This is a genomic window from Pseudomonas sp. KH_050, from assembly GCF_057838875.1.
Genome location: NZ_CM174478.1, coordinates 6,114,127 through 6,140,438, shown reverse-complemented (window position 1 = coordinate 6,140,438; position 26,312 = coordinate 6,114,127). Strand labels below are relative to the sequence as shown.

28 protein-coding genes and 1 pseudogene are annotated in these 26,312 nt (G+C 59.1%); 12 read left to right on the top strand and 17 right to left on the bottom strand.

Annotated features, from left to right (window positions below; translation table 11 throughout):
- Window position 1 precedes the first annotated feature (1 nt).
- The 4 genes from livM to AC3IUA_RS28305 all read left to right on the top strand — a co-directional run bounded on the left by livM (window position 2) and on the right by AC3IUA_RS28305 (window position 4,503).
- Window positions 2–1,282 (top strand): high-affinity branched-chain amino acid ABC transporter permease LivM, encoded by a 1,281-nt coding sequence (livM, locus tag AC3IUA_RS28320; RefSeq protein WP_489358070.1) that lies wholly within the window; start codon window positions 2–4, stop codon window positions 1,280–1,282.
- On the top strand, window positions 1,279–2,154 hold the full coding sequence (locus AC3IUA_RS28315; protein WP_489358069.1) for an ABC transporter ATP-binding protein: 876 nt from the start codon (window positions 1,279–1,281) through the stop codon (window positions 2,152–2,154). The genes livM and AC3IUA_RS28315 overlap by 4 nt, the downstream gene beginning before the upstream one ends.
- Complete coding sequence (locus AC3IUA_RS28310; RefSeq protein ID WP_489358067.1) at window positions 2,151–2,867, top strand: ABC transporter ATP-binding protein; 717 nt, start codon at window positions 2,151–2,153, stop codon at window positions 2,865–2,867. Before AC3IUA_RS28315 ends, AC3IUA_RS28310 begins: the two co-directional genes overlap by 4 nt.
- An 868-nt stretch (window positions 2,868–3,735) precedes the next feature.
- The gene (locus tag AC3IUA_RS28305; protein WP_150803081.1) at window positions 3,736–4,503 is read left to right on the top strand and encodes an SDR family oxidoreductase; all 768 of its coding nucleotides are present in this window, start codon (window positions 3,736–3,738) and stop codon (window positions 4,501–4,503) included.
- Window positions 4,504–4,575: 72 nt separating this feature from the next.
- On the opposite strand, the gene AC3IUA_RS28300 is transcribed toward AC3IUA_RS28305, so the two are convergent.
- The 15 genes from AC3IUA_RS28300 to AC3IUA_RS28230 form a co-directional block, all read right to left on the bottom strand.
- Window positions 4,576–5,709, bottom strand: a complete 1,134-nt coding sequence (locus AC3IUA_RS28300; protein WP_489358066.1) for an AGE family epimerase/isomerase — start codon at window positions 5,707–5,709, stop codon at window positions 4,576–4,578.
- A 108-nt stretch (window positions 5,710–5,817) separates the two neighbouring features.
- A complete protein-coding gene (locus tag AC3IUA_RS28295) occupies window positions 5,818–6,390 on the bottom strand; it encodes a HupE/UreJ family protein (RefSeq protein WP_489358065.1) in 573 nt (190 codons plus the stop codon).
- Between the two features lie 40 nt (window positions 6,391–6,430).
- Complete coding sequence (gene ureG / locus AC3IUA_RS28290; RefSeq protein WP_489358063.1) at window positions 6,431–7,045, bottom strand: urease accessory protein UreG; 615 nt, start codon at window positions 7,043–7,045, stop codon at window positions 6,431–6,433.
- Between the two features lie 9 nt (window positions 7,046–7,054).
- On the bottom strand, window positions 7,055–7,729 hold the full coding sequence (locus tag AC3IUA_RS28285; protein WP_489358062.1) for an urease accessory protein UreF: 675 nt from the start codon (window positions 7,727–7,729) through the stop codon (window positions 7,055–7,057).
- Entirely contained in the window at window positions 7,726–8,226 is a 501-nt protein-coding gene (gene ureE / locus AC3IUA_RS28280) for an urease accessory protein UreE (RefSeq protein ID WP_489358061.1), read from the bottom strand. Before ureE ends, AC3IUA_RS28285 begins: the two co-directional genes overlap by 4 nt.
- A 317-nt stretch (window positions 8,227–8,543) precedes the next feature.
- The gene (locus AC3IUA_RS28275; protein ID WP_489358060.1) at window positions 8,544–10,373 is read right to left on the bottom strand and encodes a S9 family peptidase; all 1,830 of its coding nucleotides are present in this window, start codon (window positions 10,371–10,373) and stop codon (window positions 8,544–8,546) included.
- Entirely contained in the window at window positions 10,339–11,475 is a 1,137-nt protein-coding gene (pqqE, locus tag AC3IUA_RS28270) for a pyrroloquinoline quinone biosynthesis protein PqqE (RefSeq protein ID WP_489362511.1), read from the bottom strand. Before pqqE ends, AC3IUA_RS28275 begins: the two co-directional genes overlap by 35 nt.
- Before the next feature lie 7 nt (window positions 11,476–11,482).
- On the bottom strand, window positions 11,483–11,758 hold the full coding sequence (pqqD, locus tag AC3IUA_RS28265) for a pyrroloquinoline quinone biosynthesis peptide chaperone PqqD (protein ID WP_489358059.1): 276 nt from the start codon (window positions 11,756–11,758) through the stop codon (window positions 11,483–11,485).
- Window positions 11,755–12,507: a pyrroloquinoline-quinone synthase PqqC gene (pqqC, locus tag AC3IUA_RS28260; protein WP_489358058.1), complete on the bottom strand. Its 753-nt coding sequence runs from the start codon at window positions 12,505–12,507 to the stop codon at window positions 11,755–11,757. The genes pqqD and pqqC overlap by 4 nt, the downstream gene beginning before the upstream one ends.
- Before the next feature lie 165 nt (window positions 12,508–12,672).
- Window positions 12,673–13,584, bottom strand: coding sequence for a pyrroloquinoline quinone biosynthesis protein PqqB (gene pqqB / locus AC3IUA_RS28255; RefSeq protein ID WP_489358057.1), 912 nt, complete (start codon window positions 13,582–13,584; stop codon window positions 12,673–12,675).
- A 71-nt stretch (window positions 13,585–13,655) separates the two neighbouring features.
- Window positions 13,656–13,730 carry a pyrroloquinoline quinone precursor peptide PqqA gene (gene pqqA, locus AC3IUA_RS28250; protein ID WP_003194766.1) on the bottom strand — a complete coding sequence of 25 codons (75 nt, stop codon included), beginning with the start codon at window positions 13,728–13,730 and terminating at the stop codon, window positions 13,656–13,658.
- Between the two features lie 138 nt (window positions 13,731–13,868).
- Complete coding sequence (pqqF, locus tag AC3IUA_RS28245; RefSeq protein WP_489362509.1) at window positions 13,869–16,352, bottom strand: pyrroloquinoline quinone biosynthesis protein PqqF; 2,484 nt, start codon at window positions 16,350–16,352, stop codon at window positions 13,869–13,871.
- A gap of 48 nt (window positions 16,353–16,400) precedes the next feature.
- The gene (locus tag AC3IUA_RS28240; protein ID WP_489358056.1) at window positions 16,401–17,195 is read right to left on the bottom strand and encodes a carbon-nitrogen hydrolase family protein; all 795 of its coding nucleotides are present in this window, start codon (window positions 17,193–17,195) and stop codon (window positions 16,401–16,403) included.
- Window positions 17,196–17,207: 12 nt separating this feature from the next.
- The gene (locus AC3IUA_RS28235; protein WP_489358055.1) at window positions 17,208–18,890 is read right to left on the bottom strand and encodes a flavin monoamine oxidase family protein; all 1,683 of its coding nucleotides are present in this window, start codon (window positions 18,888–18,890) and stop codon (window positions 17,208–17,210) included.
- 314 nt (window positions 18,891–19,204) lie between these two features.
- Entirely contained in the window at window positions 19,205–19,666 is a 462-nt protein-coding gene (locus AC3IUA_RS28230; RefSeq protein ID WP_489358053.1) for an Lrp/AsnC family transcriptional regulator, read from the bottom strand.
- 136 nt (window positions 19,667–19,802) lie between these two features.
- Between AC3IUA_RS28230 and AC3IUA_RS28225 the strand changes: the two genes are divergently transcribed.
- The gene (locus AC3IUA_RS28225) at window positions 19,803–20,447 is read left to right on the top strand and encodes a peptidase M41 (protein WP_489358052.1); all 645 of its coding nucleotides are present in this window, start codon (window positions 19,803–19,805) and stop codon (window positions 20,445–20,447) included.
- 111 nt (window positions 20,448–20,558) lie between these two features.
- Here the strand turns inward: AC3IUA_RS28225 and AC3IUA_RS28220 are convergent, their stop codons facing one another.
- Together AC3IUA_RS28220 and AC3IUA_RS28215 are read right to left on the bottom strand one after the other, a co-directional pair.
- A complete protein-coding gene (locus AC3IUA_RS28220) occupies window positions 20,559–20,867 on the bottom strand; it encodes a DUF3077 domain-containing protein (RefSeq protein WP_489358051.1) in 309 nt (102 codons plus the stop codon).
- 513 nt (window positions 20,868–21,380) lie between these two features.
- On the bottom strand, window positions 21,381–21,653 hold the full coding sequence (locus AC3IUA_RS28215; protein ID WP_489358050.1) for a hypothetical protein: 273 nt from the start codon (window positions 21,651–21,653) through the stop codon (window positions 21,381–21,383).
- Between the two features lie 399 nt (window positions 21,654–22,052).
- Here AC3IUA_RS28215 and AC3IUA_RS28210 point away from each other — a divergent pair, with 399 nt between their 5' ends.
- The 7 genes and pseudogenes from AC3IUA_RS28210 (at window position 22,053) to AC3IUA_RS28180 (ending at window position 26,188) form a co-directional block, all read left to right on the top strand.
- Window positions 22,053–23,267, top strand: coding sequence for a tyrosine-type recombinase/integrase (locus tag AC3IUA_RS28210; RefSeq protein WP_489358049.1), 1,215 nt, complete (start codon window positions 22,053–22,055; stop codon window positions 23,265–23,267).
- Window positions 23,268–23,357: 90 nt separating this feature from the next.
- Window positions 23,358–24,014: a hypothetical protein gene (locus AC3IUA_RS28205; protein WP_489358048.1), complete on the top strand. Its 657-nt coding sequence runs from the start codon at window positions 23,358–23,360 to the stop codon at window positions 24,012–24,014.
- A 126-nt stretch (window positions 24,015–24,140) separates the two neighbouring features.
- A complete protein-coding gene (locus AC3IUA_RS28200) occupies window positions 24,141–24,413 on the top strand; it encodes a helix-turn-helix domain-containing protein (RefSeq protein ID WP_489358047.1) in 273 nt (90 codons plus the stop codon).
- Window position 24,414: 1 nt separating this feature from the next.
- Entirely contained in the window at window positions 24,415–24,750 is a 336-nt protein-coding gene (locus AC3IUA_RS28195) for a helix-turn-helix domain-containing protein (protein WP_489358046.1), read from the top strand.
- A gap of 3 nt (window positions 24,751–24,753) precedes the next feature.
- Window positions 24,754–24,924, top strand: coding sequence for a hypothetical protein (locus AC3IUA_RS28190; RefSeq protein ID WP_489358045.1), 171 nt, complete (start codon window positions 24,754–24,756; stop codon window positions 24,922–24,924).
- Entirely contained in the window at window positions 24,921–25,742 is an 822-nt protein-coding gene (locus AC3IUA_RS28185) for a hypothetical protein (RefSeq protein WP_489358044.1), read from the top strand. Before AC3IUA_RS28190 ends, AC3IUA_RS28185 begins: the two co-directional genes overlap by 4 nt.
- Window positions 25,743–25,977: 235 nt before the next feature.
- Window positions 25,978–26,188: pseudogene (locus AC3IUA_RS28180) on the top strand (hypothetical protein).
- Window positions 26,189–26,312: the final 124 nt, after the last annotated feature.

Genomic DNA, 26,312 nt, shown 5'->3' with positions numbered 1-26,312 from the left:
TATGTCTGCTGCCAAAAAAACGATTGATATCAAACAAAGTGTCATTGACGCCATTCTGGCCGGGCTGATCTCGCTGATCGTGTTCGGGCCGATTGTCGGCGTGGTGCTCGAAGGCTACAGCTTCAACCTCCAGCCGGCGCGCGTTGGCTGGCTGGTGGCGATCGTCATGCTCGGACGCTTCGCGATGAGCGTGTTCATGCAAACTCCCAAAGGCTTGAAAGTCCTCCATGGCTTCGAAAGCACTGGCTCAGGCGTGCATGTGCTGGCGCCGGACTACAAGTCACGGCTGCGCTGGATCATTCCGGCGCTGATCGTGATCGCCATCGTGTTTCCGTTCTTTGCCAACAAGTACATTCTGACCGTGGTCATTCTCGGGCTGATCTACGTGTTGCTCGGCCTTGGACTGAACATCGTGGTCGGCCTGGCCGGCCTGCTCGATCTGGGTTATGTGGCGTTCTATGCCATCGGTGCCTATGGCCTGGCGTTGGGTTATCAATACCTCGGACTGGGGTTCTGGACAGTGTTGCCATTGTCGGCCCTCGCGGCGGGGCTCGCGGGATGCCTGCTCGGCTTCCCGGTCTTGCGAATGCATGGGGACTACCTGGCTATCGTGACCCTGGGGTTCGGCGAGATCATTCGTCTGATCCTCAACAACTGGCTGTCCTTCACTGGCGGACCGAACGGCATGCCAGTGCCATCGCCAACCTTTTTCGGCCTGGAATTCGGACGCCGGGCCAAGGAAGGAGGGGTGCCGTTCCATGAGTTCTTCGGCCTCGAATACAACCCCAACATCAAGTTCCTGTTCATCTACATCGTGTTGTTCCTGGTGGTGTTGCTGGTGCTCTATATCAAGCATCGCCTGACCCGCATGCCGGTCGGCCGGGCCTGGGAAGCGCTACGTGAAGACGAAATCGCCTGTCGCTCTATGGGCCTGAACCACGTGCTGGTCAAGCTCTCGGCCTTCACCATCGGTGCTTCCACCGCCGGTCTGGCGGGGGTGTTTTTCGCCAGCTACCAGGGCTTCGTCAACCCGTCATCGTTCACCTTCTTCGAATCGGCACTGATTCTCGCCATCGTGGTACTGGGCGGCATGGGTTCGACGGTCGGTGTGGTGATCGCCGCGTTCGTGCTCACGGTCGCGCCGGAGTTGCTGCGCGCCTTCTCCGAATATCGGGTGCTGCTGTTCGGCGTGTTGATGGTGGTGATGATGATCTGGCGACCACGCGGCCTGATTCGCATCAGCCGTACCGGTGTGACCCCGCGTAAAGGAGTGGCGCCATGAACGATGAAGTCATTCTCTCGGTAGAGAACCTGATGATGCACTTCGGCGGCATCAAAGCCCTGAGTGACGTCAGCCTGCAGGTCAAACGCAACTCGATCTTCGCCCTGATTGGCCCCAACGGTGCAGGCAAGACCACGGTGTTCAACTGCCTGACCGGCTTCTACAAAGCCTCCGGTGGCAAGATCGAACTCAACACCCGTGGCGAGCCCATCAACGTCATCAAGATGCTTGGCGAGCCATTTCGCGCGACCGATTTCGTGTCGCCGAGAAGATTCGCCAGCCGGCTGTTCTACAAGATGTTTGGCGGCACTCACCTGATCAACCGCGCCGGACTGGCGCGGACCTTCCAGAACATTCGCCTGTTCCGGGAAATGTCGGTGGTGGAAAACCTGCTGGTGGCTCAGCACATGTGGGTTAACCGCAGCTTGCTGTCGGGCATTCTCAACACCAAGAGCTATCGCAAGGCTGAAAGCGATGCGCTGGATCACGCGTTCTATTGGCTGGAAGTGGTGGATCTGATGGACTGCGCCAACCGTCTGGCCGGTGAGCTGTCCTACGGCCAGCAACGGCGCCTGGAAATCGCCCGGGCCATGTGCACCCGGCCCAAGCTTATCTGTCTCGACGAACCGGCTGCCGGCCTCAACCCTCAAGAAACCGAAGCGCTGAGCGCGATGATCCGGCTGCTGCGCGATGAGCATGATCTGACCGTGGTGCTGATCGAACACGACATGGGCATGGTAATGAGCATTTCCGACCACATCGTGGTGCTGGACCACGGCAACGTGATTGCCGAAGGCGGTCCTGAAGCGATCCGCCACGATCCGAAGGTGATCGCTGCCTACCTGGGCGCTGACGAAGAGGAACTGGTATGAGTCAACCGATCCTCGAACTGAAAGAGGTCGATGTGTTCTACGGGCCGATCCAGGCCCTGAAGAAGGTCTCGCTGCACATCAATGAAGGTGAAACCGTCGCCCTGATCGGCTCCAACGGGGCCGGCAAGTCGACGCTGCTGATGTCGATTTTCGGGCAGCCACGGGCTGAGGATGGGCAGATTGTCTACCGGGGCGTCGACATTACCCACAAGTCGTCCCATTACATCGCCTCCAACGGTATCGCTCAATCACCGGAAGGACGGCGGGTTTTCCCCGACATGACGGTCGAGGAAAACCTGCTGATGGGCACCATTCCGATCGGTGACAAGTACGCCACCGAGGACATGCAGCGCATGTTCGAGCTGTTTCCACGGCTCAAGGAACGGCGTACTCAACGAGCCATGACCATGTCCGGCGGCGAGCAGCAGATGCTCGCCATCGCCCGGGCGCTGATGAGTCGACCCAAGCTGCTGTTGCTCGACGAGCCGAGCCTGGGGCTGGCGCCTATCGTGGTGAAACAGATCTTTGCCACCCTGCGCCAGCTGGCGGCAACCGGTATGACGATCTTTCTGGTGGAGCAGAACGCCAACCATGCGCTCAAGTTGTCGGATCGGGCGTACGTGATGGTGAACGGCGAAATCCGCTTGAGCGGTACCGGCAAGGAGCTGCTGGTCAATGAAGAGGTGCGCAACGCCTATCTCGGCGGTCATTAAGATTTAGTCCGTATAAGAAAACGCCCTGACGTATTCCGCGTCAGGGCGTTTTTTTGTGTTTGTTTTTGATTCTCCCCTTTATACATACGGTGGTGGCTTGAAAAGATCGCAGCCTGCGGCAGCTCCTGCGGTCCGAGACTTTTCAGGCGCCCATAGGTGTTCCGGCAAATTGTGGAAAACAAATTTAACAACCTGTTAAAGCGCGACATATAGCCGCTGCAAATAACTGTTTTGTCACAGTTTTGACTTGTCCCCGTTTGCTGTGGAACTGGCTGTGGGTAACGTGGGAGTATCTGGCTGTACGCCTTGGTTTACGTGGCCTGCAGGCTTGTGGTTGTTTTTTGATCATTGGTTTTTACGTGGCTTGCGGCGGGCGTTGTCAATCTTTTTATTGTCGCAGCAGATGGACCGAAAAGACGTTGCACAGCCTGTGGATAAGTCTGTGGTTAAACTCTGGAAAGACTCGGCAAGACGGCGTAATTACTGGCTTGGCGCCATCGTACAGAGAACGGTAAGGGCGCAGTGATTGCAGACTGCTACATGTGACGCTCCCGCGGGTCAAGCAAAATACTTGCAAAGTCCGCTGCAGGCCCTGTGGATAGCGGCTTTGAGGAAATTGCACTTGCCCCCAAAGACTGTGGACGGGGCTGTGGATAAGATGCGTGCACATGGCTGCAGGCCACGGTGGGCCGGGCTTTGGATGGTGTGATCAAATTTCGTACAGTGATCATGCTCTTCGTAGCAGCTGGCGAAGGGTTGTACCGCATACTTTTCCTTCGCTTCGGTTGCCGCTATGGCGCCAGCCGGGCATGCTGCAAGGCGACTTTTACTCAATGACGGCTGATTCAGGCCCTGCAAGGAGAACACGATGTCCAACACCCTGTTTATTACCGGCGCGACCTCCGGTTTTGGTGAAGCCTGCGCCCGGCGTTTTGCCGAGGCGGGATGGTCATTGGTGCTGACAGGCCGTCGTGAAGAGCGCCTGAATGCCTTGTGCGCCGAACTCTCGAAACAGACCGAAGTCCACGGACTGGTGCTCGATGTACGTGACCGCAAGGCGATGGAGGAGGCGATTGCCAATCTGCCGCCGTCCTTCAGCAAGCTGCGCGGGCTGATCAACAACGCCGGCCTGGCGCTGGGCGTCGACCCGGCACCCAAGTGCGATCTGGACGACTGGGACACCATGGTCGATACCAACATCAAGGGCCTGATGTACAGCACTCGCTTGTTGCTGCCACGCTTGATCGCCCACGGTCGCGGTGCAGGGATCATCAACCTGGGTTCCATCGCCGGTAACTATCCGTACCCGGGCAGCCACGTCTATGGCGCGAGCAAAGCCTTCGTCAAACAGTTCTCGCTGAACCTGCGCTGCGACCTGCAGGGCACCGGTGTGCGGGTGACTAACATCGAGCCGGGCCTGTGCGAAAGCGAGTTCTCCCTGGTGCGCTTTGCCGGTGACCAGGCCCGTTACGATGCCACCTACGCTGGCGCCGAGCCGATCCAGCCGCAGGACATCGCCGAGACGATCTTCTGGGTCCTCAACACCCCGGCACACATCAACATCAACAGCCTCGAGCTGATGCCGGTGAGCCAGACCTGGGGTGGTTTTGCCATTGAGCGTGGTGCCAAGGGTTAAGACCGGGTTGCTTTTGTGGTGAGGGGCTTGCAGCCGAACGGGGGCAAGCCCCTCACCACAGGGGGCTGATGGTCAGCCGAAGTATTCGACCAGGCCGCGATAACAGGTCGCCAGATGATAAGGCGTGGTCGATGGCATATCCCGACGGCTGACGATGCCAGCCGCATCCAGGCACTCATACCAGCCACCGGTATGCAGAAACCGCTGTCGCAGCGCGTTCAACTGGCGTTGCAGCAGCGCCTGGTTGTCAGGCCACAATGTCAGGGCACGCAGGTACTCGGCTTGAGCCCAGATCCGCTGAGTGCCGTCGCGAACGCTGCCGTCGATATCCAGCATGCCAGTGACGGTGCCGGTTTGCGGATCGACGCCGACCTGTTCGGCATAGACGAAGGCGCGTTCCAGCGAGGCGTGTAACGGCGAACCTTTGAGCAATGGGGATGACTCGAGCAGGAAGAACCACTCGAACTGATGCCCCGGCTCGAACCAGTTATCCACAGCCCCCAACGGCTTCTCCATCATTACGCCGTGCTGGCGGTCGATGAAGCGCCTTTGCATGCCATCGCACAGTGAGCCAAGCGCCGATTGCACGGCCGCGTCCTGGCGAACCGATAGCGTGGCAAGGAAGGCTTCCGCCAGGTGCATCAGGGGGTTCTGCAACGGCCCGGATTTGAGCGATGACCAGTCCCGGTCGAGACTGGCTTCATACAAACCGTCGTCGGCGGCGAAGCGCTCGTCCACCACTTCCAGAGCGGTATTGAGCGCCGACTCCACCAGCGGTTCGCGAACTTTGTCCCAGTAATGGGCGCAGGCAAAGATGATGAACGCGTGGGTGTAGAGGTCTTTGCGCTGGTCCAGCGGCGCGCCTTTGGCGTCGATGCTGTAGAACCAGCCGCCATGCTCGGCGTCGTGGAAATGCCGCTGCAACGCGCGAAACAGCGCCGCAGCGTGGTCCCGGGCAGCGGGAAACCCGGGTTCGCCGATCAGGCTGGAAAACAGGTACAACTGCCGCGCGCAGGCCATGGCCCGGTAGCGCTGTGGCGGCAATGGCCGATGTTCGGCATCCAGCGCTTCATAGGGCAGCGCCAGCTCGGCATTCCAGCCAGGACCCTGCCAAAGCGGCACGATCACATCATGGAAATGCTGCTGCACGGCCGCGAACAGAGCGGTCAATTCAGGCTGGGAGGCGGAGCTGGAAACATCGGGCATCGGCTGGCGTCGTCACGGCAGGGGTGTTTGCGCGACATGGTAGCAGAGAGGTTGCCTTGAGAGAGGAGGTGTCTTTCAGACCACCCATCGCGAGCAAACACCAAAGATTCAACCCGCCAACAACCAGACCCCGGTCGCCGCCGCCGCTGCTCCAGCCAGCCGCACCAGGGGCGCAACTGCTTGCGGCAATACTCGCACTACTGCGTAACCGGCAGCATGCAGCGCCGCGGTGGCAGCAACGAAACCTGCGGCATAGAGCCAAGGGCTGTACATCTCCGGCAGCTCCAGGCCATGCGCCGCGCCATGGAACAGGGCAAACAGGGCTGTTGCGCCAAGCGCCAGACTTAACGGCGGACGCACTGCCAGCGCCACGGCCAGGCCCAGCGCCAGCACCGAAGCGGCGATCGCGCTTTCCAGCGCAGGCAGGTTCAGCCCTTCAAAACCGAGCATGCCACCGATCAACATAGTGCCGACAAAGGTGCAGGGTAGCGCCCAGCGCGCTGCGCCTTGCTGCTGTGCGGCCCACAGACCGACCGCGAGCATCGCCAGCAGGTGATCGAGGCCGCCGATCGGGTGGCTGATGCCAGCGATCAAACCGTTGTCGCCATGGCCGGGGTGGGCGAAGGCGAGAGCGGGAGTGAGCAGCAAGGCGACGGCGCCGAGGATACGTTTGAGTGTCATGAATAAGCTTCCTTGTTGATGTTCTTTGTTAATGAAGGCATCAAGCCGCGGTCAGCAGCCCCTGGCGTTCGATAAAGGCGACGATCGCGTCCAGCCCGAAACCGGTTTTCTGGTTGCTGAAAACGAACGGCTTGTCGCCGCGCATGCGCTTGGTGTCGCTGTCCATCAGCTCCAAGGACGCGCCCACCAGTGGGGCAAGGTCGATCTTGTTGATGACCAGCAGGTCGGATTTACAGATCCCCGGGCCGCCCTTGCGTGGCAGCTTGTCACCGGCCGAGACGTCGATCACATAGATGGTCAAGTCCGACAGTTCGGGGCTGAAGGTCGCGGACAGGTTGTCGCCGCCGGACTCCACCAGAATCAGATCCAGGCCCGGGAAGCGCCGATTCAACTGATCCACTGCTTCGAGGTTGATCGAAGCATCCTCGCGAATCGCCGTGTGCGGGCAGCCACCGGTTTCCACGCCGATGATCCGCTCCGGCGCCAACGCCGCATTGCGAACCAGAAAATCTGCATCTTCGCGGGTGTAGATGTCGTTGGTGACCACCGCCAGGTTGTAGCGTTCGCGCAGGGCCAGGCACAGGGCCAGCGTCAGGGCGGTCTTGCCGGAACCGACCGGGCCGCCGATACCAACGCGCAACGGTTGTGCGTTCATGTAGTTCTCCTAGGAGCGGAATAGACGGCTGTACTGGCGTTCATGGGCCATGCACGCCAGGGACAGGCCAAAAGTGGCGCTGCCGTAATGATCGGGAGTGATATTCGAAGCCTTGTGCTGGGCCTGCTGCAGCAACGGCAGCAGCTCGCTGGTAAGGCGCTGGGCAGCTTGTTGGCCGAGTGGCAGGGTCTTCATCAGCACCGCCAGTTGATTTTCCAGCCAGCTCCAGAGCCAGGCGGCCAGCGCGTCCTGCGGGCTGATCTGCCAGGCGCGAGCAGCCAGCGCCCAGCCAAGAGCCAGGTGCGGTTCTGGATGTTGCGCAAGAAAGGCCCGGGCGGGGGCGTCGAGTTCCGGCAAGCCATTGAGCAGCTGTTGCAGGGAGTAGCCCATTTGCCGGCTTTCCTGATGCAGTTCGCGGGTCTCGCGGCTGGCGCGGTGTTCTTCGCAGCGCTGCAGCAGTTCGGCCCAGTCTTCATCCGCCGCGGCGCGACAGTGAGCGAGCAACAGCGGGGCTTCAAAGCGCGCCAGGTTGAGCAGCAACTGATCGCTGATCCAGCGTCGGGCCGTTTGCGGGTCGCTTACTCGCGCCTGTTCCACGGCCATTTCCAGCCCTTGGGAGTAGCTGTAGCCGCCAATCGGCAGCTGTGGACTGGCCAGGCGCAGCAAGGCCCAGGCCGGGTTCATGGGCGTACGCCGAACTGGTGCAGGCGCGGTGGGTAGTTGAAGTCCTCGTCGCCATGCCGTGAATGGTGGTGGCCGCCGCCATAGGCACCGTGTTCCGGCTGGAATGGCGCTTCGAGGGGCTCGGTGTGGGCGCCAAGCTGTTCAAGCATGGCTTTGAGTACGTAGTCATCGAGCAGGCGTAGCCAGCCATCACCGACCTGCAGCGCGACATGCCGATTGCCCAGATGATAGGCGGCTCGGGTCAGCTCAAAGGCATTGGCGCAGGTGACGTGCAGCAGCCGCTCGGGGCGAGCGCAGACTCGCACGATGCGCCCGTCTTCGGCTTGCAGGAACTCGCCGTCACGCAAGGGTGGTTGGCCACGCTCCAAAAACAGTCCGACGTCTTCACCGTCGGCACTGAAACAGCGCAACCGGCTTTTGCTGCGGGCCTCGAAATTCAGGTGCAGTTCGGCGGCCCAGAGGGGTTGAGGGTCGATTCTGCGATGAATCACCAGCATCGGAAAGCTTCCAGCAAGGAACGTTGTAGAGGCTAGAGCAAGGGTCTTGCCAACAGAGCTGGATGTAGGAAAACACTGTAAGGACGTGGGGGGTGTCAGAAAGTGATGGGTAGGTTTTGCGTGGGATTGGTGCGGCGAAGAAGCTGGCGCACTATTTTGCGGCGTTTGGTTTTTGTGCCAGTCAGTTAAGTACTGCGTGCCCAAAAAAAGATCGCAGCCTGCGGCAGCTCCTACGGGTTTTGTTTACACCTGATATCTCAAACCGGCTTTGCGTAGGAGCTGCCGCAGGCTGCGATCTTGGCGATCTATCGGCACCGTCAGTCCCGAGCCATCACCCCTCGATAAAACAACCATTCCTGCTCCAGTGCATGAGCCTGATTGCCGGCCTTGCGAAAGCCGTGGCGTTCGTCGGGGTAGTAATGCGCCTGGGCCGGGATGCCGTTGTCCTGCAAGGCTTTGAGCATGTCACGGGTCTGTTGCGGGACGACCACGGCGTCGAGTTCGCCCTGGAAAAATATCACCGGCACGCGGATGTTGCCGGCATGCAGCAATGGCGTACGGGCCTTGTAGCGTTCGACGTCCTGCTCGGGGTCGCCGATCAGCCAGTCGAGGTAGTCGCCCTCGAATTTGTGGGTAGTGCGGGCCAGGGCGATCGGGTCGCTGACACCGTACAGGCTGGCACCGGCGCGGAAAACCTGGTGAAACGCCAGCGCGCAGAGGGTGGTGTAACCGCCGGCACTGCCACCACGGATGAAGGTGTTTTCGCCATCAATCAACCCTTGCCCGGCGAGGTGGGCGACGACCGCGCATGCGTCCTCGACATCCACCTCGCCCCAGCTCAAATGCAACGCTTGTCGATAGGCGCGACCGTAGCCGCTGCTGCCGCGATAGTTGAGGTCGGCGATGGCGAAGCCTCGTTGTGTCCAGTACTGGATACGCGGATCGAGCATCGGGTAGCAGGCGGAGGTGGGGCCGCCGTGGATAAACACCACCAAGGGCGGTTTGGCCACACCATTTATGGCCGGGTAGAAAAAGCCATGGGCTTCGCCCTTGCCGCTTGGGTAGCGCAAGGTTTGCGGACGACTGATCTGCTCGGCAGGCAATGGCGCAACACCACCGGCCAGTACCTTGACTTCATGGGTATCGCGATTGATAGCGACCACCGCCGCCGGGCTAATGGGCGACGCAACTACGCAGTAAACAAACTGTTCATCCAGCGCCAGATTGCGGAATCGGCTGTAGTCGCTGGTGAAATCCTCCAGCGAGCCATCACCGTGGCGCAGCCCCAGTCGGCCAAAACCTGCTTCGGTCCAGCTCGCCAGGTAAGCGCCTTCACCCAGTGGCAACCAGGTGCTGCCACCGAGTTGCCAGGGCGCGGGTGCGTGATCGGCCTCAGCGGCGGGCAGCGGGATCAAGCCTGATTCGGATTCGCTCCAGGGTTGCCAGAACCCTGCGCGATCCGTCAGGCAATAAAGACCACCGGACGGATCAAAACGCGGTTGTTGCAGGGACTCTTCGGCGCCATCGCCGGCCACGCAACGCGGTGGGCTCCAACCGCTGTCAGCCTGATGCTCGGCGACCATCAGGCGGGTAGAGGTCCAGGGTTGATGGGGACGATCCCACTCGATCCAGGCCAGACGCCGACCGTCTGGACTCAAGGTCGGCGCGGCATAGAAGTCCGCGCCTTCGACCAGTAACTGACGTTGCCCACTGGTGCTATCGATGGCGACCAATCGGTGTTGATCAAGGTTCTCTTCGACCGCCAGAACCTGCCCGGCAGCGAACTGCAGATCGCCATAACGGCATACGCCCTGGGTCAATGCCTGGGGAGCCTCACCTTGGAGTGATTGCCGGTACAACTGCTGATCCGCTTCGTTGACGAACACCAGCCCGTCATCGCTCAGGCAGAACGAACCGCCGCCATATTCATAGACCCGACTGCGCACGCTGAACCCCGAGGAAGTCAGGCAGCGGGCCTGACCCTCATGCCAGTGCCAGATCCGGCAGGCCGCATCTTCGGGGCGGTATTCATTCCAGAACAGGCCGTGCCGGCCGACTTGCAGTTCAGCGAAGTCGATACCGGCGGCGACCGCCCGTGCGGCGCTGAAGAGCTCAGCCTTTAACGATGAGGCGTGAGTTTCGTTCATTGCGAAAGGCCAGTTGTTCGATGGTCTGGGTCGCGTGCTCGGCGTCTTCGCGAGCCTGGAGAATCACGCCATGATGTTCCGACTTGCTGCACACCGGATCGGCGTTGCTTGCATCGCCCGTGAGCATGAAGGCCTGGCAGCGACAGCCGCCGAAGTCCTTTTCTTTTTCATCGCAAGAGCGGCAGGGCTCGGGCATCCAGTCATAGCCGCGAAAGCGATTGAAACCAAAGGAGTCATACCAGATGTGCTGCATGCTGTGATCACGCACATTCGGGAATTGCACCGGCATTTGCCGCGCGCCGTGACACGGTAGGGCGGTGCCGTCCGGAGTGACGGTGAGGAAGATGCTGCCCCAGCCATTCATGCAGGCTTTGGGGCGTTCTTCGTAGTAATCCGGGGTGACGAAAATCAGCTTGCAGGGATGCCCTTCAGTTTCCAGTTTGGCGCGGTATTGGTTGGTGACGCGTTCGGCGCGAACCAGTTGCTCCTTGGTTGGCAGCAGGCCGACTCGATTGAGCTGAGCCCAGCCGTAGAACTGGCAGGTGGCGAGCTCGACGAAGTCGGCTTCCAGTGCGATGCACAGCTCGATGATGCGGTCGATCTTGTCGATGTTGTGCCGATGGGTGACGAAGTTCAGCACCATCGGATAGCCGTGGGCTTTCACTGCACGAGCCATTTCGAGCTTTTGCGCGAAGGCTTTTTTCGAACCGGCCAGCAGGTTGTTCACTTGCTCGTCGCTGGCCTGGAAACTGATCTGGATATGGTCCAGCCCGGCTTTCTTGAAGTCACTGATTTTCTGCTCGGTGAGGCCGATGCCGGAGGTGATCAGGTTGGTGTAGAACCCCAGCTTGCGGGCTTCACCAATCAACTCGGCCAGGTCCTGGCGCACCAGCGGTTCGCCGCCGGAAAACCCCAGCTGCGCGGCGCCCATCTCCCGTGCTTCGCGGAATACCTTGATCCACTGTTCGGTGCTCAGCTCCTTGCCCTGCTCGGCGAAATCCAGCGGATTCGAGCAATAGGGGCATTGCAGCGGGCAACGGTAGGTCAGCTCGGCCAACAGCCACAAGGGCAGGCCGGTTTCAGGCTTGGGCGGTATCCGCAGCGCCTGCTCAGACAAGTTCGATCCAGTGCTGTGCACGGGCGACCTCCATGAATTGCTCGATGTCGTCAGCGAGCTCGGGGACGCCGGGGAATTTGGCGTCCAGTTCGGCAATGATCGCCGCGACGTCACGCTCTCCGTCGATCAGGCCGCCAATCAGCGCGGCGCTTTCGTTGAGTTTGATCATGCCTTCGGGGTACAGCAGCACATGGCCTTTTTGCGCCGGTTCGTACTGGTAACGGTAACCGGTGCGCCAGGTCGGGATCTTGCTGCGATCGAAACTCATAGGGTGATCCCTTTGTGCCAGACCCGCTGCTCGGTCACGCTGTGATAAGGCGGGCGGTTCAGTTCGTAGGCCATGCTCATGGCATCAAGCATGCTCCAAAGGATGTCCAGTTTGAACTGGAGAATTTCCAGCATGCGTTCCTGGCCGACCCGCGTGGTGTAGTGCTGCAGGGTGATGGCCATCCCATGTTCCACATCACGTCGAGCCTGGCTCAGGCGAGTGCGGAAATACTCATAACCGGCCGGGTCGATCCAGGGGTAATGCTGCGGCCAGCTGTCGAGTCGCGACTGGTGGATTTGCGGGGCGAACAGTTCAGTCAGCGAGCTGCTGGCAGCTTCCTGCCAATTGGCCCGACGGGCGAAGTTGACGTAGGCGTCGACGGCAAAACGCACGCCGGGCAAGACCAGTTCCTGGGAACGCAATTGATCCGGGTCGAGGCCGACTGCCTGGCCCAGCCGCAGCCAGGCTTCGATGCCGCCGTCTTCACCGGGCGCGCCATCGTGGTCCAGCAGACGCTGAATCCATTCGCGGCGGACCTCGCGGTCCGGGCAGTTGGCCAGGATCGCTGCGTCCTTGAGCGGGATGTTCACCTGATAATAAAAACGGTTGGCAACCCAGCCCTGGATCTGCTCGCGGGTCGCCCGACCTTCATACATCGCCACGTGATAGGGGTGATGGATGTGGTAGTAGGCACCCTTGGCGCGCAACGCCTGTTCGAATTCGGCGGGGGACATTGGTTGGTCAGTCATCTGGGCTCTCCGGGAACAGCCGTGAATTTGCGTTGCGGGCAAGCCCGATACCAGTTCTTCAGCTAGAACACATTTGCCGGTTTTACGGTTGCTTCGCACCCGAGCGGGAGCAAGCTCCCTCGCCACAGGTATTGTGCCCGCGAGTGATCTTGAATCGATTGCCTGTTACAGCTCAATACTCATTCCGTCGTAAGCCACCTCGACATTTCGTCGTAGAAGTTCGGTACGTTCGGCGGAGTCTTCGTCGAGGATCGGGTTGGTGTTGTTGATGTGGATAAGTATTTTGCGCTGCTTGGGCAACTGTTCCAGCACTTCCAGCATACCGCCGGGGCCGTTCTGTGCCAGATGGCCCATTTCCCGACCGGTACGGGTGCCAACCCCACGGCGCTGCATTTCGTCGTCGTCCCACATCGTGCCGTCCACCAACAAACAGTCGCTGCCGGCCATGATTTCCAGCAACGGTGCATCGACCTTGCCCAGGCCTGGGGCATAGAACAGCTTGCCGCCAGTGCGCAGGTCTTCGACGATCAGCCCGATGTTGTCGCCGGGGTGTGGGTCGAAGCGATGGGGCGAGTAGGGCGGTGCGGCGCTGCGCAGCGGTAGCGGGGTGAAGCGCAGGTTCGGGCAGGCGGGGATGGTGAACGTGCCTTCGAGCTCGATGCGGTTCCAGTTCAGCCCGCCATTCCAGTGAGTGAGCATGGTGAACAGCGGGAAACCGGTACTCAGGTCCTCGTGGACCATGTCGGTGCACCAGACCTGGTGTGGGCAACCTTCTCGCAGGCTGAGCAGGCCGGTGGTGTGATCGATCTGGCTGTCCATCAGGATGATCGCGCTGATCCCGGTATCACGCAGGGCGCGGCCCGGTTGCATCGGGGCGAAGTTTTGCAGCTGTGCGCGGATGTCCGGCGAGGCATTGCACAGCACCCAGTTCACGCCGTCATCGGAAATTGCGATGGATGACTGAGTACGCGCCTCGGCCCTCAGGCTGCCGTCGCGAAAACCTGCGCAGTTCACGCAGTTGCAGTTCCACTGCGGAAAACCACCGCCAGCGGCGGAACCTAAAATCTGGACAAACATGGCCGCTCCATCACACAAAAGCTGAAAATGAAAACGCCCCGGCTAGCCGAGGCGTTGCGCTGCGCTATACATCAACGGCTAGCAAAGTACATGGTGACTTCAAAGCCGATACGCAGGTCGGTGTAAGCAGGTTTGGACCAGGTCATAAAAACGTTCCTTCAGGCGGGTGAGAAAAATTCACTCTATACATATAGTCCACCTCCCGTGGGAGGTGTTCAGATGCTTGCCGGGCTATGTTACTGAAACGTTTCCGCTAATTGGAGATATCTATTGAAGAAAGCTCATTACAGCCCCGGTAATGATCCGGCAGTCGGTTGCCAGGTGCCATCCGGGCAGGCACCGCTGGCCAGGCATCTACGGCCACCTTCTGCGTGAATCAACCGCCTTGCCGCGTCGAGCAACGCTGTGCGGTCCAGTAGCAAAACGGACTGTTGCAACTGAAGCAGGTAATCCGACGAATGGCCGCCCAGTTTGCCCTGCCACAGCAGTTCAAAGGCCTGGGCAAACGGCATGGTATTGCCGTCGAGTTGTTCGGCCAGGGTCTGACGTTGATTGATCAAAGGCGCATCATCGAGCGTCGAGATGAGTTCGGGCAGTTGCTTCAAGAAGGCTTCGATGTGTTCGAGGATCTCTTTCACCGATGCGTTCGGCGATTGCACGCCGAACAGCAGCCCGGTCTGCCCGTTGATCTGGCGGACGCCGCTGAACACCGCATAGCCCAATTGCAGTTCGACCCGCAGGCGCTGATAGAAAGGCGTTTGGCAAAGTTGGGCCAGCAGGCGCCACGCGGCTTCGTCGGCCAGTGCCTGAGTGGGCGTAGGGCAAAACAGCAGCAGCGCATTTTCATTGGCGTCGCTGGGCACTTCACTCCAGAGGTGTTGGCCGGCAATGGAGGCGGCCGCTGTCATCCTACTGTCGGGAATGCCAGGCACGCGGCTCAATACACGGGTGATTGCCGTTTGACCGGTTGCCGGCAGACCTGCGCTCAGTCCATCCCAGCGTGCAGTGGCCCACTGTTGTTGCAGATCCTCATGGCTGACAGGCTGCGGCGCAGGACGCGGGCTCTGTCCCAGGCATTGCTCGGGCAGCTCTTTGAGCAACTGCCGAATCGCAATCATCGGCACAGGCGAGTCATTGCTTTTCCAGGCATCGGCGGCGGGTTTCGTCAGACACAGCAGCGCCTGTTCGAGAATCGCCGGCATCGGCTCATGCAGCCCGCTCATTTTCAGCAGCCATTGGTTGCCCGTTTCGCTGAAGGACAGATCGACGCCCGCCTGACGGGCGTCGTCGCACAGGCTTTGCAGACTGCGGGCGAGTATCGGTTGAAGATTGGCTGACGGTGCCGTGTCGAGACGCCAGCGCAGGCAAATCGCCGCTTCGCCGCTGTCGTCCGCCAGTGCCGGGCTGAACTGCATGGGCGAACGTTCACGGCGACTGCGCGTTCGATCCTGGGCAAACGTGCGCAAGCCCCTATGGGCGCTGGTTTGTCCACGGATCAAACCAGCCGGCGCTGGCGCCTCGGCGGTGCGTAGGAAAGGGTTGGCAGGCGGCAGCTGCCAAGCGACAGTCAAGTTATCCACAGGCATCGGATTCATCTGTTGCAAGATCGCCTTGAGGGCAATCGCACCCGACTCCGAGAGTTCTGGCTTCAACTTCTCGCAATCCAGACGGGCAAGCGTCAAGGCGTTGCTGGCCTGATGTTTTCGCCGTTGCAACAAGGCATATTCTTCGCGCAGTTCAGACCAATCGGCATGGCTGGCGAAGAAACTCAGCCAATCGCCAAGCAGCTCGCTGATTGTCCCGGTTTGCGTTGCGGTGTTGGCCGTCAGCTTGAATTCAACGTGCAGCACCGCTTGCCCGGCGAACTGGTACAGCGGCGTCGCCTTCAGGTTGTCGATCAGTTGACGCTGGCGTAACTCGGCGAACAAGCCTCCCGGTTTCGAAGCGTTCAGCCAGGTGCAGAGAAAATCCAACGCTTCACCGGAGGCGTCCGGCAAGCGTTCAAGCGTAAACAGCAGGTTGAATCGGCGTTCGTCAGTCTGTTGATAACGGCCATTTGCGGTTGTCATCAATGTGGGCGGGGCGCTTTGCGGTTGCTGCTCACCGACGGTGAAGTCGGTGCTGAAGCGTTGCGCCAAGCTCAGTAATTCATCCACAGACTGTGGCCCGGCAAGGCTCAAGGTCATTTGGCCGGTCTGAAAGAAGCGCTGATAAAGCGCGCTTAATGCCTGTTGAAACTCCGGTTGTTGCACCGCCAGGCTGTCGCGGTTGCCGGCATGGAAACCACGCAAGGGATGATCGGGCGAGAGCCCGTTGAACAAGGCGACGTGTCGCTGCGCCTCAGCATCCTGAGACCAGGCAATGAACTCCGCTTCCAGTACTTCCCGTTCGCGCAACTGATCGTCCGGATTCAGACGCGGGTGGGCGAGCATGTCGCACAAACGCTCAAGTCCGCCAGCGAAGGCATTAGGTTGCAATTCGAAGAAGAAATCGGTGGTGCGCTCGCGGGTGCTAGCGTTCAGCTGTCCGCCGTGGCGTTGCACGTAGGCCATCAACCCATCGTTTGCGGGAAAGCGTTCGGTGCCGAGAAACAACAGGTGCTCAAGAAAGTGCGCCAGGCCAGGCCAGGCCGGCGGTACGTCGTGGCTGCCGGCGGCAACCCGTAAAGCAGCGGCGCAGCGTTTCAAGCCGGGCGCATGACGAAGCGAAACCCGTAGGCCGTTGGCCAGGGTTTCGGTGTGAGGGAGAAGGTGGGTCGGCGCAGGCATGAGCACTTCCGCTACGTAAGAAGCGCTCATGCTAGCGAAAACCACAGATCAGCGCTTGTTCAGCTCGCCATAAAGCTCGGGTCGGCGATCAAGGAGGTAGCGATTGGCGGCGCGGGAATCGAGCATCAACTGCCGATCCAGCGTTCCAGCGATCAGCGCCTCATCCAGACCTGCCTGGGCGATGCGGCTGCCGTTCGGTGCGGCAATGCTGCTTTGACCGCAGTAGTGGATCTCGCCTTCATGGCCGCAGTAGTTGGCGTACGCCACATAACACTGGTTTTCGAAGGCGCGGGCCCGCACGGTGACGTCGGCGATAAAGTCGTACGGAATCATATTCGCCGTCGGCACCAGAATCAGCTCGGCACCGGCCAAGGCCAGACGCCGGGCGTTTTCCGGGAATTCGAGGTCATAGCAGATCAGGAACCCAAGCTTCCAGCCGTTCAGCTCCACCAGTGGAAACTTGTCCGGGCCGACACTGAACATCGAGTGATCGAGTTCACCGAACAAGTGAGTCTTGCGGTAATTGCACAGGCTTTGGCCCTTGGCATCGATCAACTGCACGGCGTTGTAGATCTGCCCGTCGTCGCCGCGCTCCGGGTAGCCATAGAGGATGGCGACGCCCGAGGCCTTGGCGATGCTCGCAATGTGTTGCGCCGACTCGCCGTCCCGCGCCTCGGCCAATGCGCCGACGGCCTCGACGCCGATGTTGTAACCGGTCAGGAACATCTCCGGCAGCACCAGCAGATCCGCGTCCCCGGCTTCCATTGCCAGGTGTTGCAGACGCTGCAGATTGCCGGCGACATCCAGTGGCAGCGGCGGGCATTGGTAAAGGGCTACTCGCATATCGAACTCCTGTCACTCGGGCAGGGCTATCGGGCCGATTTCATGGAACACATCACCCGGGCCAGGATTCTGCGCATGAGTTTCGCCGCCGAAGTGTTTCATGATGCCCCACACGGCGTTCAGCGAAGTCTGCACCGCGCCTTCAACCCATGCCGGGGTCCATGAAACATCGTCGCCTGCAATGAAGATTCCGCGCTGCTCGACGGGCATGTCTTGCTGCATGAAGTGTGCATACATGCGCTGGTTATAGCGATAGTGGCCCGGCAGCGCACCCTTGAAGGCACCGAGGAAATGCGGATCGGCTTCCCAGGATACGGTGATCGGGTCGCCGATAATGCGCGCGGCGATATCTACTTTCGGGTAGATCTTCTTCAATGCGTCCAACGCCAGCTTCACGCGTTTTTCCACCGGTTGCGGGAGCATTTTCAACGCGTCGCTCATCCATGAGTACGACAGGCAGATCACCCCCGGTTTGTCGTCGCCATTGTCGAAGAGGTAAGTGCCACGGGTCAGGCGGTCGGTGAGGGTCATGCTCATCAGGTCGCGCCCGGTTTCCGGATCTTTGTCTTTCCAGAACGGCCGGTCGACCATGACAAAGGTTTTCGACGACTGCATGTAGCGGGTGCGGTCCAGGGCCATCCACATTTTCTGTGAGAACAAGCTTTCGTCGCATTCAATCTGGGTGGTCAGCAGCCAACTCTGGCAAGTGGTCAGCACTGCTGCGTATTCCCGGGTATCGCCCCAGTTGTCGGTGACGGCAAAACGACCGTTGGCCGCGTGGGCGATGCGTTTAACGCCAGTGCGCGGCGCACCGCTGTGCAGCGAGCTCAGGCTGGTGCCGGCGGGCCAATGAGCGCAACGCTCGGGTACATGCCGCCAGATGCCCAGCGGTACTTGTTCGACGCCGCCAACCACCAGGTGCTGGTGGTCATCGCAGTTGGTCATCACCACGCGGAAAATTTCCAGCATCGAGTTGGGGAAATCCGAATCCCAGCCGCCGGTACCGAAGCCAACCTGGCCAAACACTTCACGGTGATGGAAGGACAACTTGGCGAAGGCTTTCGAGGTGGCGACGAAGTCGTAGAAGGTGCGGTCATCCCAGAGCGGAACCAGGGTGTTCCACAGCTCTTTCAAGCGCGGCACATCGCGGTCGCGGATCGCTTGCTGGATCTCGCCGAAGCGCGAACCTTCCTCCAATGCATCGGCCCAGGCGTCGGCGACTTCCTGGAACAGTGCGGGCAGGTCGGCGAGCTTCTGCGCGTAGTGGGTCTGGCCTTCGAGGTCGATAACCGTGCTGCCCGACGCGGGTGTCAGCGGGTTGGGGAAGGGTTTGGTTTCCAGGCCAAGCTTGTCGACATAATGATAGAACGCGGTGGACGACACCGGGAAACGCATACCGCCGAGTTCGGCGATGATGCCTTCGGCGCCTTCAAAGGCCTGGGAGCGCAAACGCCCGCCCATTTTCGAAGCCTCATAAACCACCGGTTTCAGGCCCAGCTTCATCAGCTCGTAAGCCGCCACCAGCCCGGCGATCCCGGCACCGACGATCGCCACTTCGGCCCCGTGGTGCTGCGTTGGAATACTGCCCAGGCCGGCCGGATGCTCGATCCAGTCGTCGAACGCGAAAGGGAAGTCCGGGCCGAAGATAGTGACCGGTTTTTTACCGTCTGCAGGATGGCGATTGTTCTTGTTCATGGCTGACCTTGCTGGCGACTCGCGCGGTTGTGACCGCTGTGAGTTTGGAAGGAGGAAAAGACAGCCGCCATTCTAGGGAGTGTAGAACACGTTAATAAGACGCAAAGTGTCGTCGATATGAATGCTTGTTTAGCAATGTGACGAGGCTAATGAGCTAAATGACTGTCTGGCCTCCGTAGTAGCCTGCGTCCGGCCGCGAAACGGTCGTAAACCTGTTAGCGCATTACCCCAGGTAGTACGCGTCGACTGAACTGCGACCGCTTCGCGCTCGAACGCAGGCTTCGCCAGCTGCTACGGGGGATCTTCGGACGGCCTTAACCCGGCTGCCCGCGATCGATCTTGCTGCTGAGAATGATCGAAGTGGTGGTTTTCTCCACGCCATCGACGCTGCCAATCTGGTCGAGCAACTGGTCGAGCTGTTCCGGCGAGTCAGTGCGCAGCCACGCCACGTAATCAAACTCGCCACTCACCGCACACAGCTGCTGCACCTGGGCCATGGCACTGAGCCGGCGCAGCACTTCCTTGCCGGAGCGCGGCTGCACGGTAATCCCGACATAGGCCTGCAACCCGCCATCGACCAGCCGCTGGCCGAGACGCACACCGTAGCCGGTAATCACCCGGGCCTTCTCCAGCCGCGCCAGGCGTGAGGTGACCGTGGTGCGGGCGATGCCCAGCTGCCGGGCAAGCATGGCCACGCTTTCGCGGGCATTGATCTGCAGCGCCGCAATCAGTTGGCGGTCGATTTCATCGAGAACGGGAGGGCGGGTGTCAGGCAAGGTAGTCTCCGGCGGCATGCGTCAATGGCTGAGCATGTTACAGGCACTCCACGCCATCAACGGGTGAATTGAATGGACACGAACTGTCACTCGTAGTCGAATGCGCAACCAGGGGCTTTGAAGCGAGAGGATCGAAATGAAGAGCATGCCTGCTGCTCTGCGAGACTATGCACTGCAGATTGCGCATCATGAAATGGGGCACTACGTAGTAGCCCGAGCTTTGGGCTTTGAAACGGGTGATGTGACCCTGAAAGTTACCGTGGGCTTGGCGCACCACGGAGGGGCTTCCATTACCCTGGCGCGGTCAATTTCGTCGATCGAAGAAATGAAGGAACATTTGGAAGGTCGGATGATGGTCCTCTTCGCCGGAGCGATGGGGCAGACACTACCCCCAAAGCATTCGCCCGAAAAACACGTCGATGAGCCGAAAGCGGAAGCAATCCTGAAAGGAGGGCTTGGAGCTGAACAGGATTCCGCGAAAATTAGAGAGTTACGGCACTTGCTTCGAAATATCGCCTACCCCGATACGGATCCGGCGTCGTCTGACCGCATCATTGCTGAGCTGACAGAGATTAATGATCGCTTGTGGTCGAGGACCCAAAAAATCGTAGAGGAATTGGCCGATACGATTACCGGATTGGGAGGGGTTCTGGTAGACCGCATGGTCCTCGTGGACCTGTGGGGGAGAGCTGAGGATTCGTATGAGGTCGTGTTGACGGGCAAAATGCTTGAACAGCTGCCGCGAGTGCAGGCTATTCCAGCGTTAAGTGTTTGGGCGTAAGCATCCAGCTCGCCGTTGGACGCAGTAAAGGGGCGGGCATTACAGCGGCGGTCCCGATCACGATCTGGAAACCCCGAAAAATCGGGGCGTATTTCAAAGGATCAGCCCGCGCTATTGTTCGGACTCCGTCGCCGTCCGAGCGGGGCTCGGTGTCAGCACCTTCACCACATCATCAATCACCGCTTTGCTCATAGCCGTCAGATAATGCGCAGCCCAGGCGTGGCGGTCGGTGTCTTTTGCGTAGGCGGCATCCTCGGTGAATGACTTGGCGAGGAACAGCAGATCGGAGGCCTGTGCCAATGCATCGCCAATGGGAATGCCACGACAAACGTGGAACAGCGGCTGATCCGAGCAATAGATGAAAGGCGTGAAGCCGATGGTTTTCAGTTCTGAAGGTGCGGACGGATTTGCTTTGGTCATGGTTTTACTCCTGGGTTCGAGGAGCCGCCATTTTCGTTACCACACGAAGGGGTGGCAGCTGTACGCAGGGTGGTAAACCGGGAACCAAGGAAACCGGCACGCCCGAGGGCGTCCCACGCACAGCCGCCATATCAGGATCACAGGCATAGAAAACTGCCTGTACTCGTGATGAGTGCACTATTGCGCTGGTTTCACCGGGTTACCACACCCGATCGCTGCATTGGCAGCGACGTCCGGAGGGTATTCCGTCGAAGAGAGCGCCAACAAGGCGGCTAAGTGCCCAAACGCACCCATTACGCAATTCTCGGAGTTTGCCTACAACCTCAACGGGAGTCATCCGATATTCTGGCATCCGCGTAAAACAAAAATCAGTGGGCCCACACGGACTTGAACCGTGGACCAAAGGATTATGTAGTGGTGTCTGAGAGAGGTCCCTAGCGACCTCAACCCCCTGTGGTGCTGGCCAAGCGCGGTCGGCGATAAAAAAAGGCCACCTTGCGGTGGCCTGGTTTCTCAGGGTCGGAACAACCCGACCCAATCGCCGCGATTGCTTTCCATGTCATCCGTGACCAGTGCGGACACGTCGAACACGAGGCGCTGGCTGTCAAACAGATCGTCCTGCTCTGAAACGAAGTCAACGGCGATATGCCCACAGTTGAACATCACCAACAATTGCCCGCCGTCCGGTAGCGGGACGATACGAATAGCTTCGGCTTCACCTGTGGTAGAGATGATGGCTTTGGCGATAAGCAGTCGGGTGTGTGAATCAATCGAAAGGGTAGGCATGGTAGCTACTCCGTTTTAGCCTGCATTTATCAAGCGCCCGGCAAGTGGGAATAAATCGGCGCGAATTCCATCGTATACCTACCTGTGTGGTTACCCATCGCAACAGACCAGCGGCAGGCCCGCCTTACAGACTTTACATAGGTACGAAAACCACCCGCCCAACAAAAAAGGCCTACGCCGTTAAGCGTAAGCCTTTAATTTGTATGGTGGGCCCAGCAGGACTCGAACCTGCGACCAAGGGATTATGAGTCTCTTTTTCTTCGTTTTACCCAGCTTTACCAGTATTGATAAAGCCTTGTATTTATTGGGCTTCAGCCATATTCTTGTTTTACGAAGTTTAACGGTTTTTGACCACTGGTGATTGACCGGTGATTGACAGCCCAGTTCGGAAAGCATGCAGTGAACACGACAGAAACCGCTTTCAGTTTCACCAAGACTGCCTTGGACGGAATCAAGCCGACCGATAAGCGTGCTTGGTATCGGGACGCCAAGACCCTAGGGCTTTCCCTTTGTGTTACTCCGGCAGGCTCCAAGACCTTCTATGTAATTCGTCGCGTCGCGGGCATGGGACGCAAGGGCAATAACGAGTTCATACGCCTGGGGACGTTTCCAGACATGACCGTCGAACAGGCCCGCGTCGGAGCCCGGCAGAAGCTCAAGAGCCTGAATGCCGGTGAGAGCGTTCGCGCTGCTGCCTCTGCCAGAAAGGATGAGTTGACCGTTGGCGACTTGTGGGATGTCTGGAAAAGCGAGCGTGCACTCGGGCCGTCTCCCGACAAGCCGATCAAGCGCAGTTGGAAGAAAGATCAGCGGCTGTATGACTGCCACCTGAAAGAGCGCGCCAAACGCCGCGTGAGTGAGATTAGCGCGGCCTTGGTGGGCAAGATTTTTCGTGATGTCACGGTGGTTAGTGGGCCGGTAGAGGCGAATCACGTGAAACGGCTGGCCCGTGCCATGTGGAACCATGCCATCAAGCATCACGGCCTGGACCTTCGCAATCCTTGGTCAACGCTCAAGGACAACCACGAAGTTCGGCGAGAAGAGTGGATCAAACCCTCGCAGATGCCGGCCTTGTTCAAGGCCATCGACTCCGTAGGCAACCAAGACGTAGCGGACATGGTCAGGCTGTGTCTGTTCACGGGGGCGCGGTCGGGAAACGTCAAGGCGATGCGTTGGGACCAATTGGACTTGAATACTGCTATCTGGACGATTCCCAGCAGTCATCACAAGAACAAGCTGATCCATACGATACCGGTGACGCCACCTGCTCTGGAGATTCTGCGCCAGCGTGTCGGTGTGAGCCGGGATTGGGTTTTTCCCGCACCGACCAAGGCGGGTCATATGGGTGAAATTCGCAAGACTTGGCATGCCATGCTCAAGGCCTTTGCTGCGGAGTTGGCGCTGGCCGAAATTCCAGACCTTCACATCCATGACCTTCGCCATACAACGGCAAGCTGGCTGGTCGGCCAAGGCGTGAGCCTTCCGATGGTTGGCAAGCTGTTGGGGCACACGACGACAGTGACCACCGCCCGCTATGCCCATTTAGCCACTGATCCGGTACGCGAGGCGTTGGAGAAGATCACTGCAGCGATGGGGCGAACCGCCCCCGTATGATCAAGTTACGGTCTGCCTAGCTCGACGGTGTGAAAGCGGATCACCTACCCACCTGGCTGGTTACACTTTGTAGGACGCCTGAGAAACGATATGGAATTGGATAGCATCGAGTTGGAAGGCATGGAGCTGGGATATGCCGAGTTCATGGAATTTGCCGAAGCGGACTGCTCGGGCCACCTTGACCCCGAAAACTTTGGCAACGGTTTTGAAATCAAAGCCGATGGCATATATATCAAAAAGCTCCCAGAAGGTATCGATCTGACACCGAAGGAGCTGGCTGCACTTACCCGGCACCCCAGAGGCAGAGTAAATGAGCCAGCGTTGGGCTTTCCCTTCACTCCTCGGGAGCTCAAAGCATTTTTTGATTGGGCTGCACGGGTTGGTCACGACATACCCATCGATGAGGATGCGCTGGAGGAGTTGATTACTGCTCAGAAGACGCAACCAACACTGACCACTCCCCATCCTACGAGAAAATTCAACGAGTCCGACGCGGCGCTTGGGATTCGCACTCGCCAGCAGAATCTAGCTTTCGCCAATAGGCCACGCGAGGATGGGGATGCCCGAGCGATGGAGTATCAACGCTGGTGCGACGCTGGGGAGGAGATCCAACGAGGAAGGCAAAAGCCGGCTTCCATTCGCCAACTAGCGAAACTGGTAAAGGAATATCTCGATCTACCAGACTCGGATGAAACGATTCGCAAGTATCTCGCACAGTCGCAATGTTGGGTAAGGGGTAAGGGGTAAGGGGTAAGGGGTAAGTGGGTCTGCGGGTAAGTGGGTAAGTGGGTAGTGGGTTGGGTACGTCGGCCCTACCCATCGCAGACCGTGATCCTTGGCTCCGTCATTACCAGCTAATACGGAGCTATCCACATGACCACCACACATGCCGCCAATATTGCCGTGATCAAACTCGAGATTGCCGCACAGCTCGGCTACGACCCGAAAAACCCGCCCGTCTACGTAGACCCTGCGGAGACCTCCGTTGTCCTCACCGTGAAGGAGACCACCCTCGCCGTCTGGCGTTCTACTGGTCGCTACAACCTGCCTTTCGTCAAGGTTGGCCGTCTGGTGCGCTATCGCGTGAATGATCTGGCGCAGTTCCTGGTCGATCGCACTGCAGGCCATACCGGCGAGGTCGCCTAACATGCTGGAGAAAAATAAGATCGCCCAACAGGCCGCCCCCAAGAAAGAAACCTTGACTGATACCAGTGCCGACACAGAGCGCACCCGCCTTCTGGCTCGCCTGCAAACTGGCGCGGCGGCTACGGTCATCGCCCAGATTGCGCTGAGCATCCCGATGCCTGCTGCGTCTGTTAAGGCGTTGCATATTCAAGAACCCGCCCTCAAAACCCCACGTATCACGCTGACCGATAATCACAGCCACCCACATCATGGCGTGGCGTGTCATTACTTCGGTGCCCAGGCCGACTCCAATATCGCCGCTCGCAACGAGCGCAACGCCATTCAGTCAGGGGTTTAAACCATGGAGGATTTTCAACGCTGCCAAGAGGCGGTGACGGTCCCTGCTTGCCTGTTGAAAGTAGCTGTTTCGATGCACCTTCAACCGCTCGCCGTCGACCGGGTGACGCTGGCCGCTGTAGCTGACCTGATCGCACTGGAGGACAAACTGACCAAAGCCTTGGTGCTCCAATGACCGTTACCGTCGGGAAATTGCTCAGCCGAGGAGACGAAATCAGTATCGAGCTTGGTCGGCTTGTCATTCGCCCGTCCAGTGGTAAGTCTGTACCTCAGGATTGGATGGACAAATACTCACCAGCTCTTCTGCACGAAATTCTGGTCACGCTCGGAATGGATGCATATGAGTACGGTGGTTATTCGACGGGCTTGTACGGCGAAAACAAGGCGGCTGGTGTGACGATCCAGCTTCCCTCGTTTGTAGGTGGCCTGGATACTCACGCAATCTTCAACGCGGAGCTGAATCGTAAACTTACCATCAAGGCAGGGAAAAAAGGCACTCCACTGCCGAAAGGGCACTTTCGCATTGGTAAGCGCAGCCATCTCTATCGTTTCTGGCAATCAACCGGGCTTTCCATGCCCGGGCGTCTGTCGGCGCTCCATGACTATCTGGGCAACCTGCGGGGCATCCTGTTCGTTGCAGATATGATGGCCGGCCAAAAAACTCGGCTGGATACCGCATCGCTCCGCCCCCTTTCCCTCACTTCTGCTGAGGTGCGTAACGCCTTTCAGCCGGACAACGGACGGACAATTGCCGGACAAGCGACGGACTATTGCCGGACAAAAGTGCCGGACAAGGATTTGGCTCCAGCCCAGCAAAACCAAGGCCTCCAAGGGAATCCAACTACGGGGACTGAAAACCACGGTAAAACGGTAATCAGTACACGCGGGTACACGGCAGTTAACGAACCTGTCCTTTCGCGCAAGCTACCGGAAGAACAAACAGTGGAGGAGTGGCTGACTGATTACTCTTCACCTTCCAGCAACCCCAACTGAATGTCCCCATACATGAGGGCATCCGCGCTAAATACCTTGAACAAAACTCCTTACCGAGCATGGTTGATTCCTGAAAAAAGCCTTACTGCAGTGAGGCTCATTTACGAAGGGAATCCGAACAATTGATATCTCAGGGCTCCTTGAAAGAAAGGTCGTCTGCTAATACACCTTTGCTCAGTAGGCCATTCTCAACCAGTCAACACCTGCTACCTTTCCTCTTCATGGAGGAAACATCATGCCAAACTCAGATCTGCTCCCCTCGCTGCTGTTTAAAATCAACGAAAATCAACTTGCCCTCGAAGCTGCCATCTTGGAGCTTTCGAATTGGGTCGAGCAGCGGGGGGGCAGCTGACGTCGCCGACAACGTGCGCGGCGCCCTTGAAGCCATCGACAAGAATGAGGAATTCATCAAGATGACGCTCGCGGTGATGATGGCGCCGGAATGACTAGGATCGGCCACTGACAGCCCGAGCATGGCGAATCGCGCCATGATTCATCAGTACATGAAGCTGATCGAACGCACCGCCCAGCTTTGGACAGGCCTCTATTCCAACGCCGCCAATTCAACGT

What these genes read in the sequence shown, in the direction of transcription:
- livM (WP_489358070.1), top strand. Translation starts at nt 2, where the DNA reads ATGTCTGCTGCCAAAAAAACGATTGATATCAAACAAAGTGTCATTGAC.
- ureG (WP_489358063.1), bottom strand. Translation starts at nt 7,045, where the DNA reads ATGAACGCACAACCGTTGCGCGTTGGTATCGGCGGCCCGGTCGGTTCC.
- AC3IUA_RS28235 (WP_489358055.1), bottom strand. Translation starts at nt 18,890, where the DNA reads ATGAACAAGAACAATCGCCATCCTGCAGACGGTAAAAAACCGGTCACT.
- pqqB (WP_489358057.1), bottom strand. Translation starts at nt 13,584, where the DNA reads ATGTTTGTCCAGATTTTAGGTTCCGCCGCTGGCGGTGGTTTTCCGCAG.
- AC3IUA_RS28310 (WP_489358067.1), top strand. Translation starts at nt 2,151, where the DNA reads ATGAGTCAACCGATCCTCGAACTGAAAGAGGTCGATGTGTTCTACGGG.
- AC3IUA_RS28285 (WP_489358062.1), bottom strand. Translation starts at nt 7,729, where the DNA reads ATGAACCCGGCCTGGGCCTTGCTGCGCCTGGCCAGTCCACAGCTGCCG.
- AC3IUA_RS28205 (WP_489358048.1), top strand. Translation starts at nt 23,358, where the DNA reads ATGGAATTGGATAGCATCGAGTTGGAAGGCATGGAGCTGGGATATGCC.
- AC3IUA_RS28220 (WP_489358051.1), bottom strand. Translation starts at nt 20,867, where the DNA reads ATGACCAAAGCAAATCCGTCCGCACCTTCAGAACTGAAAACCATCGGC.
- AC3IUA_RS28295 (WP_489358065.1), bottom strand. Translation starts at nt 6,390, where the DNA reads ATGACACTCAAACGTATCCTCGGCGCCGTCGCCTTGCTGCTCACTCCC.
- AC3IUA_RS28300 (WP_489358066.1), bottom strand. Translation starts at nt 5,709, where the DNA reads ATGCCCGATGTTTCCAGCTCCGCCTCCCAGCCTGAATTGACCGCTCTG.
- AC3IUA_RS28275 (WP_489358060.1), bottom strand. Translation starts at nt 10,373, where the DNA reads ATGAACGAAACTCACGCCTCATCGTTAAAGGCTGAGCTCTTCAGCGCC.
- AC3IUA_RS28225 (WP_489358052.1), top strand. Translation starts at nt 19,803, where the DNA reads ATGAAGAGCATGCCTGCTGCTCTGCGAGACTATGCACTGCAGATTGCG.
- ureE (WP_489358061.1), bottom strand. Translation starts at nt 8,226, where the DNA reads ATGCTGGTGATTCATCGCAGAATCGACCCTCAACCCCTCTGGGCCGCC.
- AC3IUA_RS28200 (WP_489358047.1), top strand. Translation starts at nt 24,141, where the DNA reads ATGACCACCACACATGCCGCCAATATTGCCGTGATCAAACTCGAGATT.
- pqqF (WP_489362509.1), bottom strand. Translation starts at nt 16,352, where the DNA reads ATGCCTGCGCCGACCCACCTTCTCCCTCACACCGAAACCCTGGCCAAC.
- AC3IUA_RS28305 (WP_150803081.1), top strand. Translation starts at nt 3,736, where the DNA reads ATGTCCAACACCCTGTTTATTACCGGCGCGACCTCCGGTTTTGGTGAA.
- AC3IUA_RS28190 (WP_489358045.1), top strand. Translation starts at nt 24,754, where the DNA reads ATGGAGGATTTTCAACGCTGCCAAGAGGCGGTGACGGTCCCTGCTTGC.
- AC3IUA_RS28185 (WP_489358044.1), top strand. Translation starts at nt 24,921, where the DNA reads ATGACCGTTACCGTCGGGAAATTGCTCAGCCGAGGAGACGAAATCAGT.
- AC3IUA_RS28195 (WP_489358046.1), top strand. Translation starts at nt 24,415, where the DNA reads ATGCTGGAGAAAAATAAGATCGCCCAACAGGCCGCCCCCAAGAAAGAA.
- pqqC (WP_489358058.1), bottom strand. Translation starts at nt 12,507, where the DNA reads ATGACTGACCAACCAATGTCCCCCGCCGAATTCGAACAGGCGTTGCGC.
- AC3IUA_RS28315 (WP_489358069.1), top strand. Translation starts at nt 1,279, where the DNA reads ATGAACGATGAAGTCATTCTCTCGGTAGAGAACCTGATGATGCACTTC.
- AC3IUA_RS28240 (WP_489358056.1), bottom strand. Translation starts at nt 17,195, where the DNA reads ATGCGAGTAGCCCTTTACCAATGCCCGCCGCTGCCACTGGATGTCGCC.
- AC3IUA_RS28215 (WP_489358050.1), bottom strand. Translation starts at nt 21,653, where the DNA reads ATGCCTACCCTTTCGATTGATTCACACACCCGACTGCTTATCGCCAAA.
- pqqD (WP_489358059.1), bottom strand. Translation starts at nt 11,758, where the DNA reads ATGAGTTTCGATCGCAGCAAGATCCCGACCTGGCGCACCGGTTACCGT.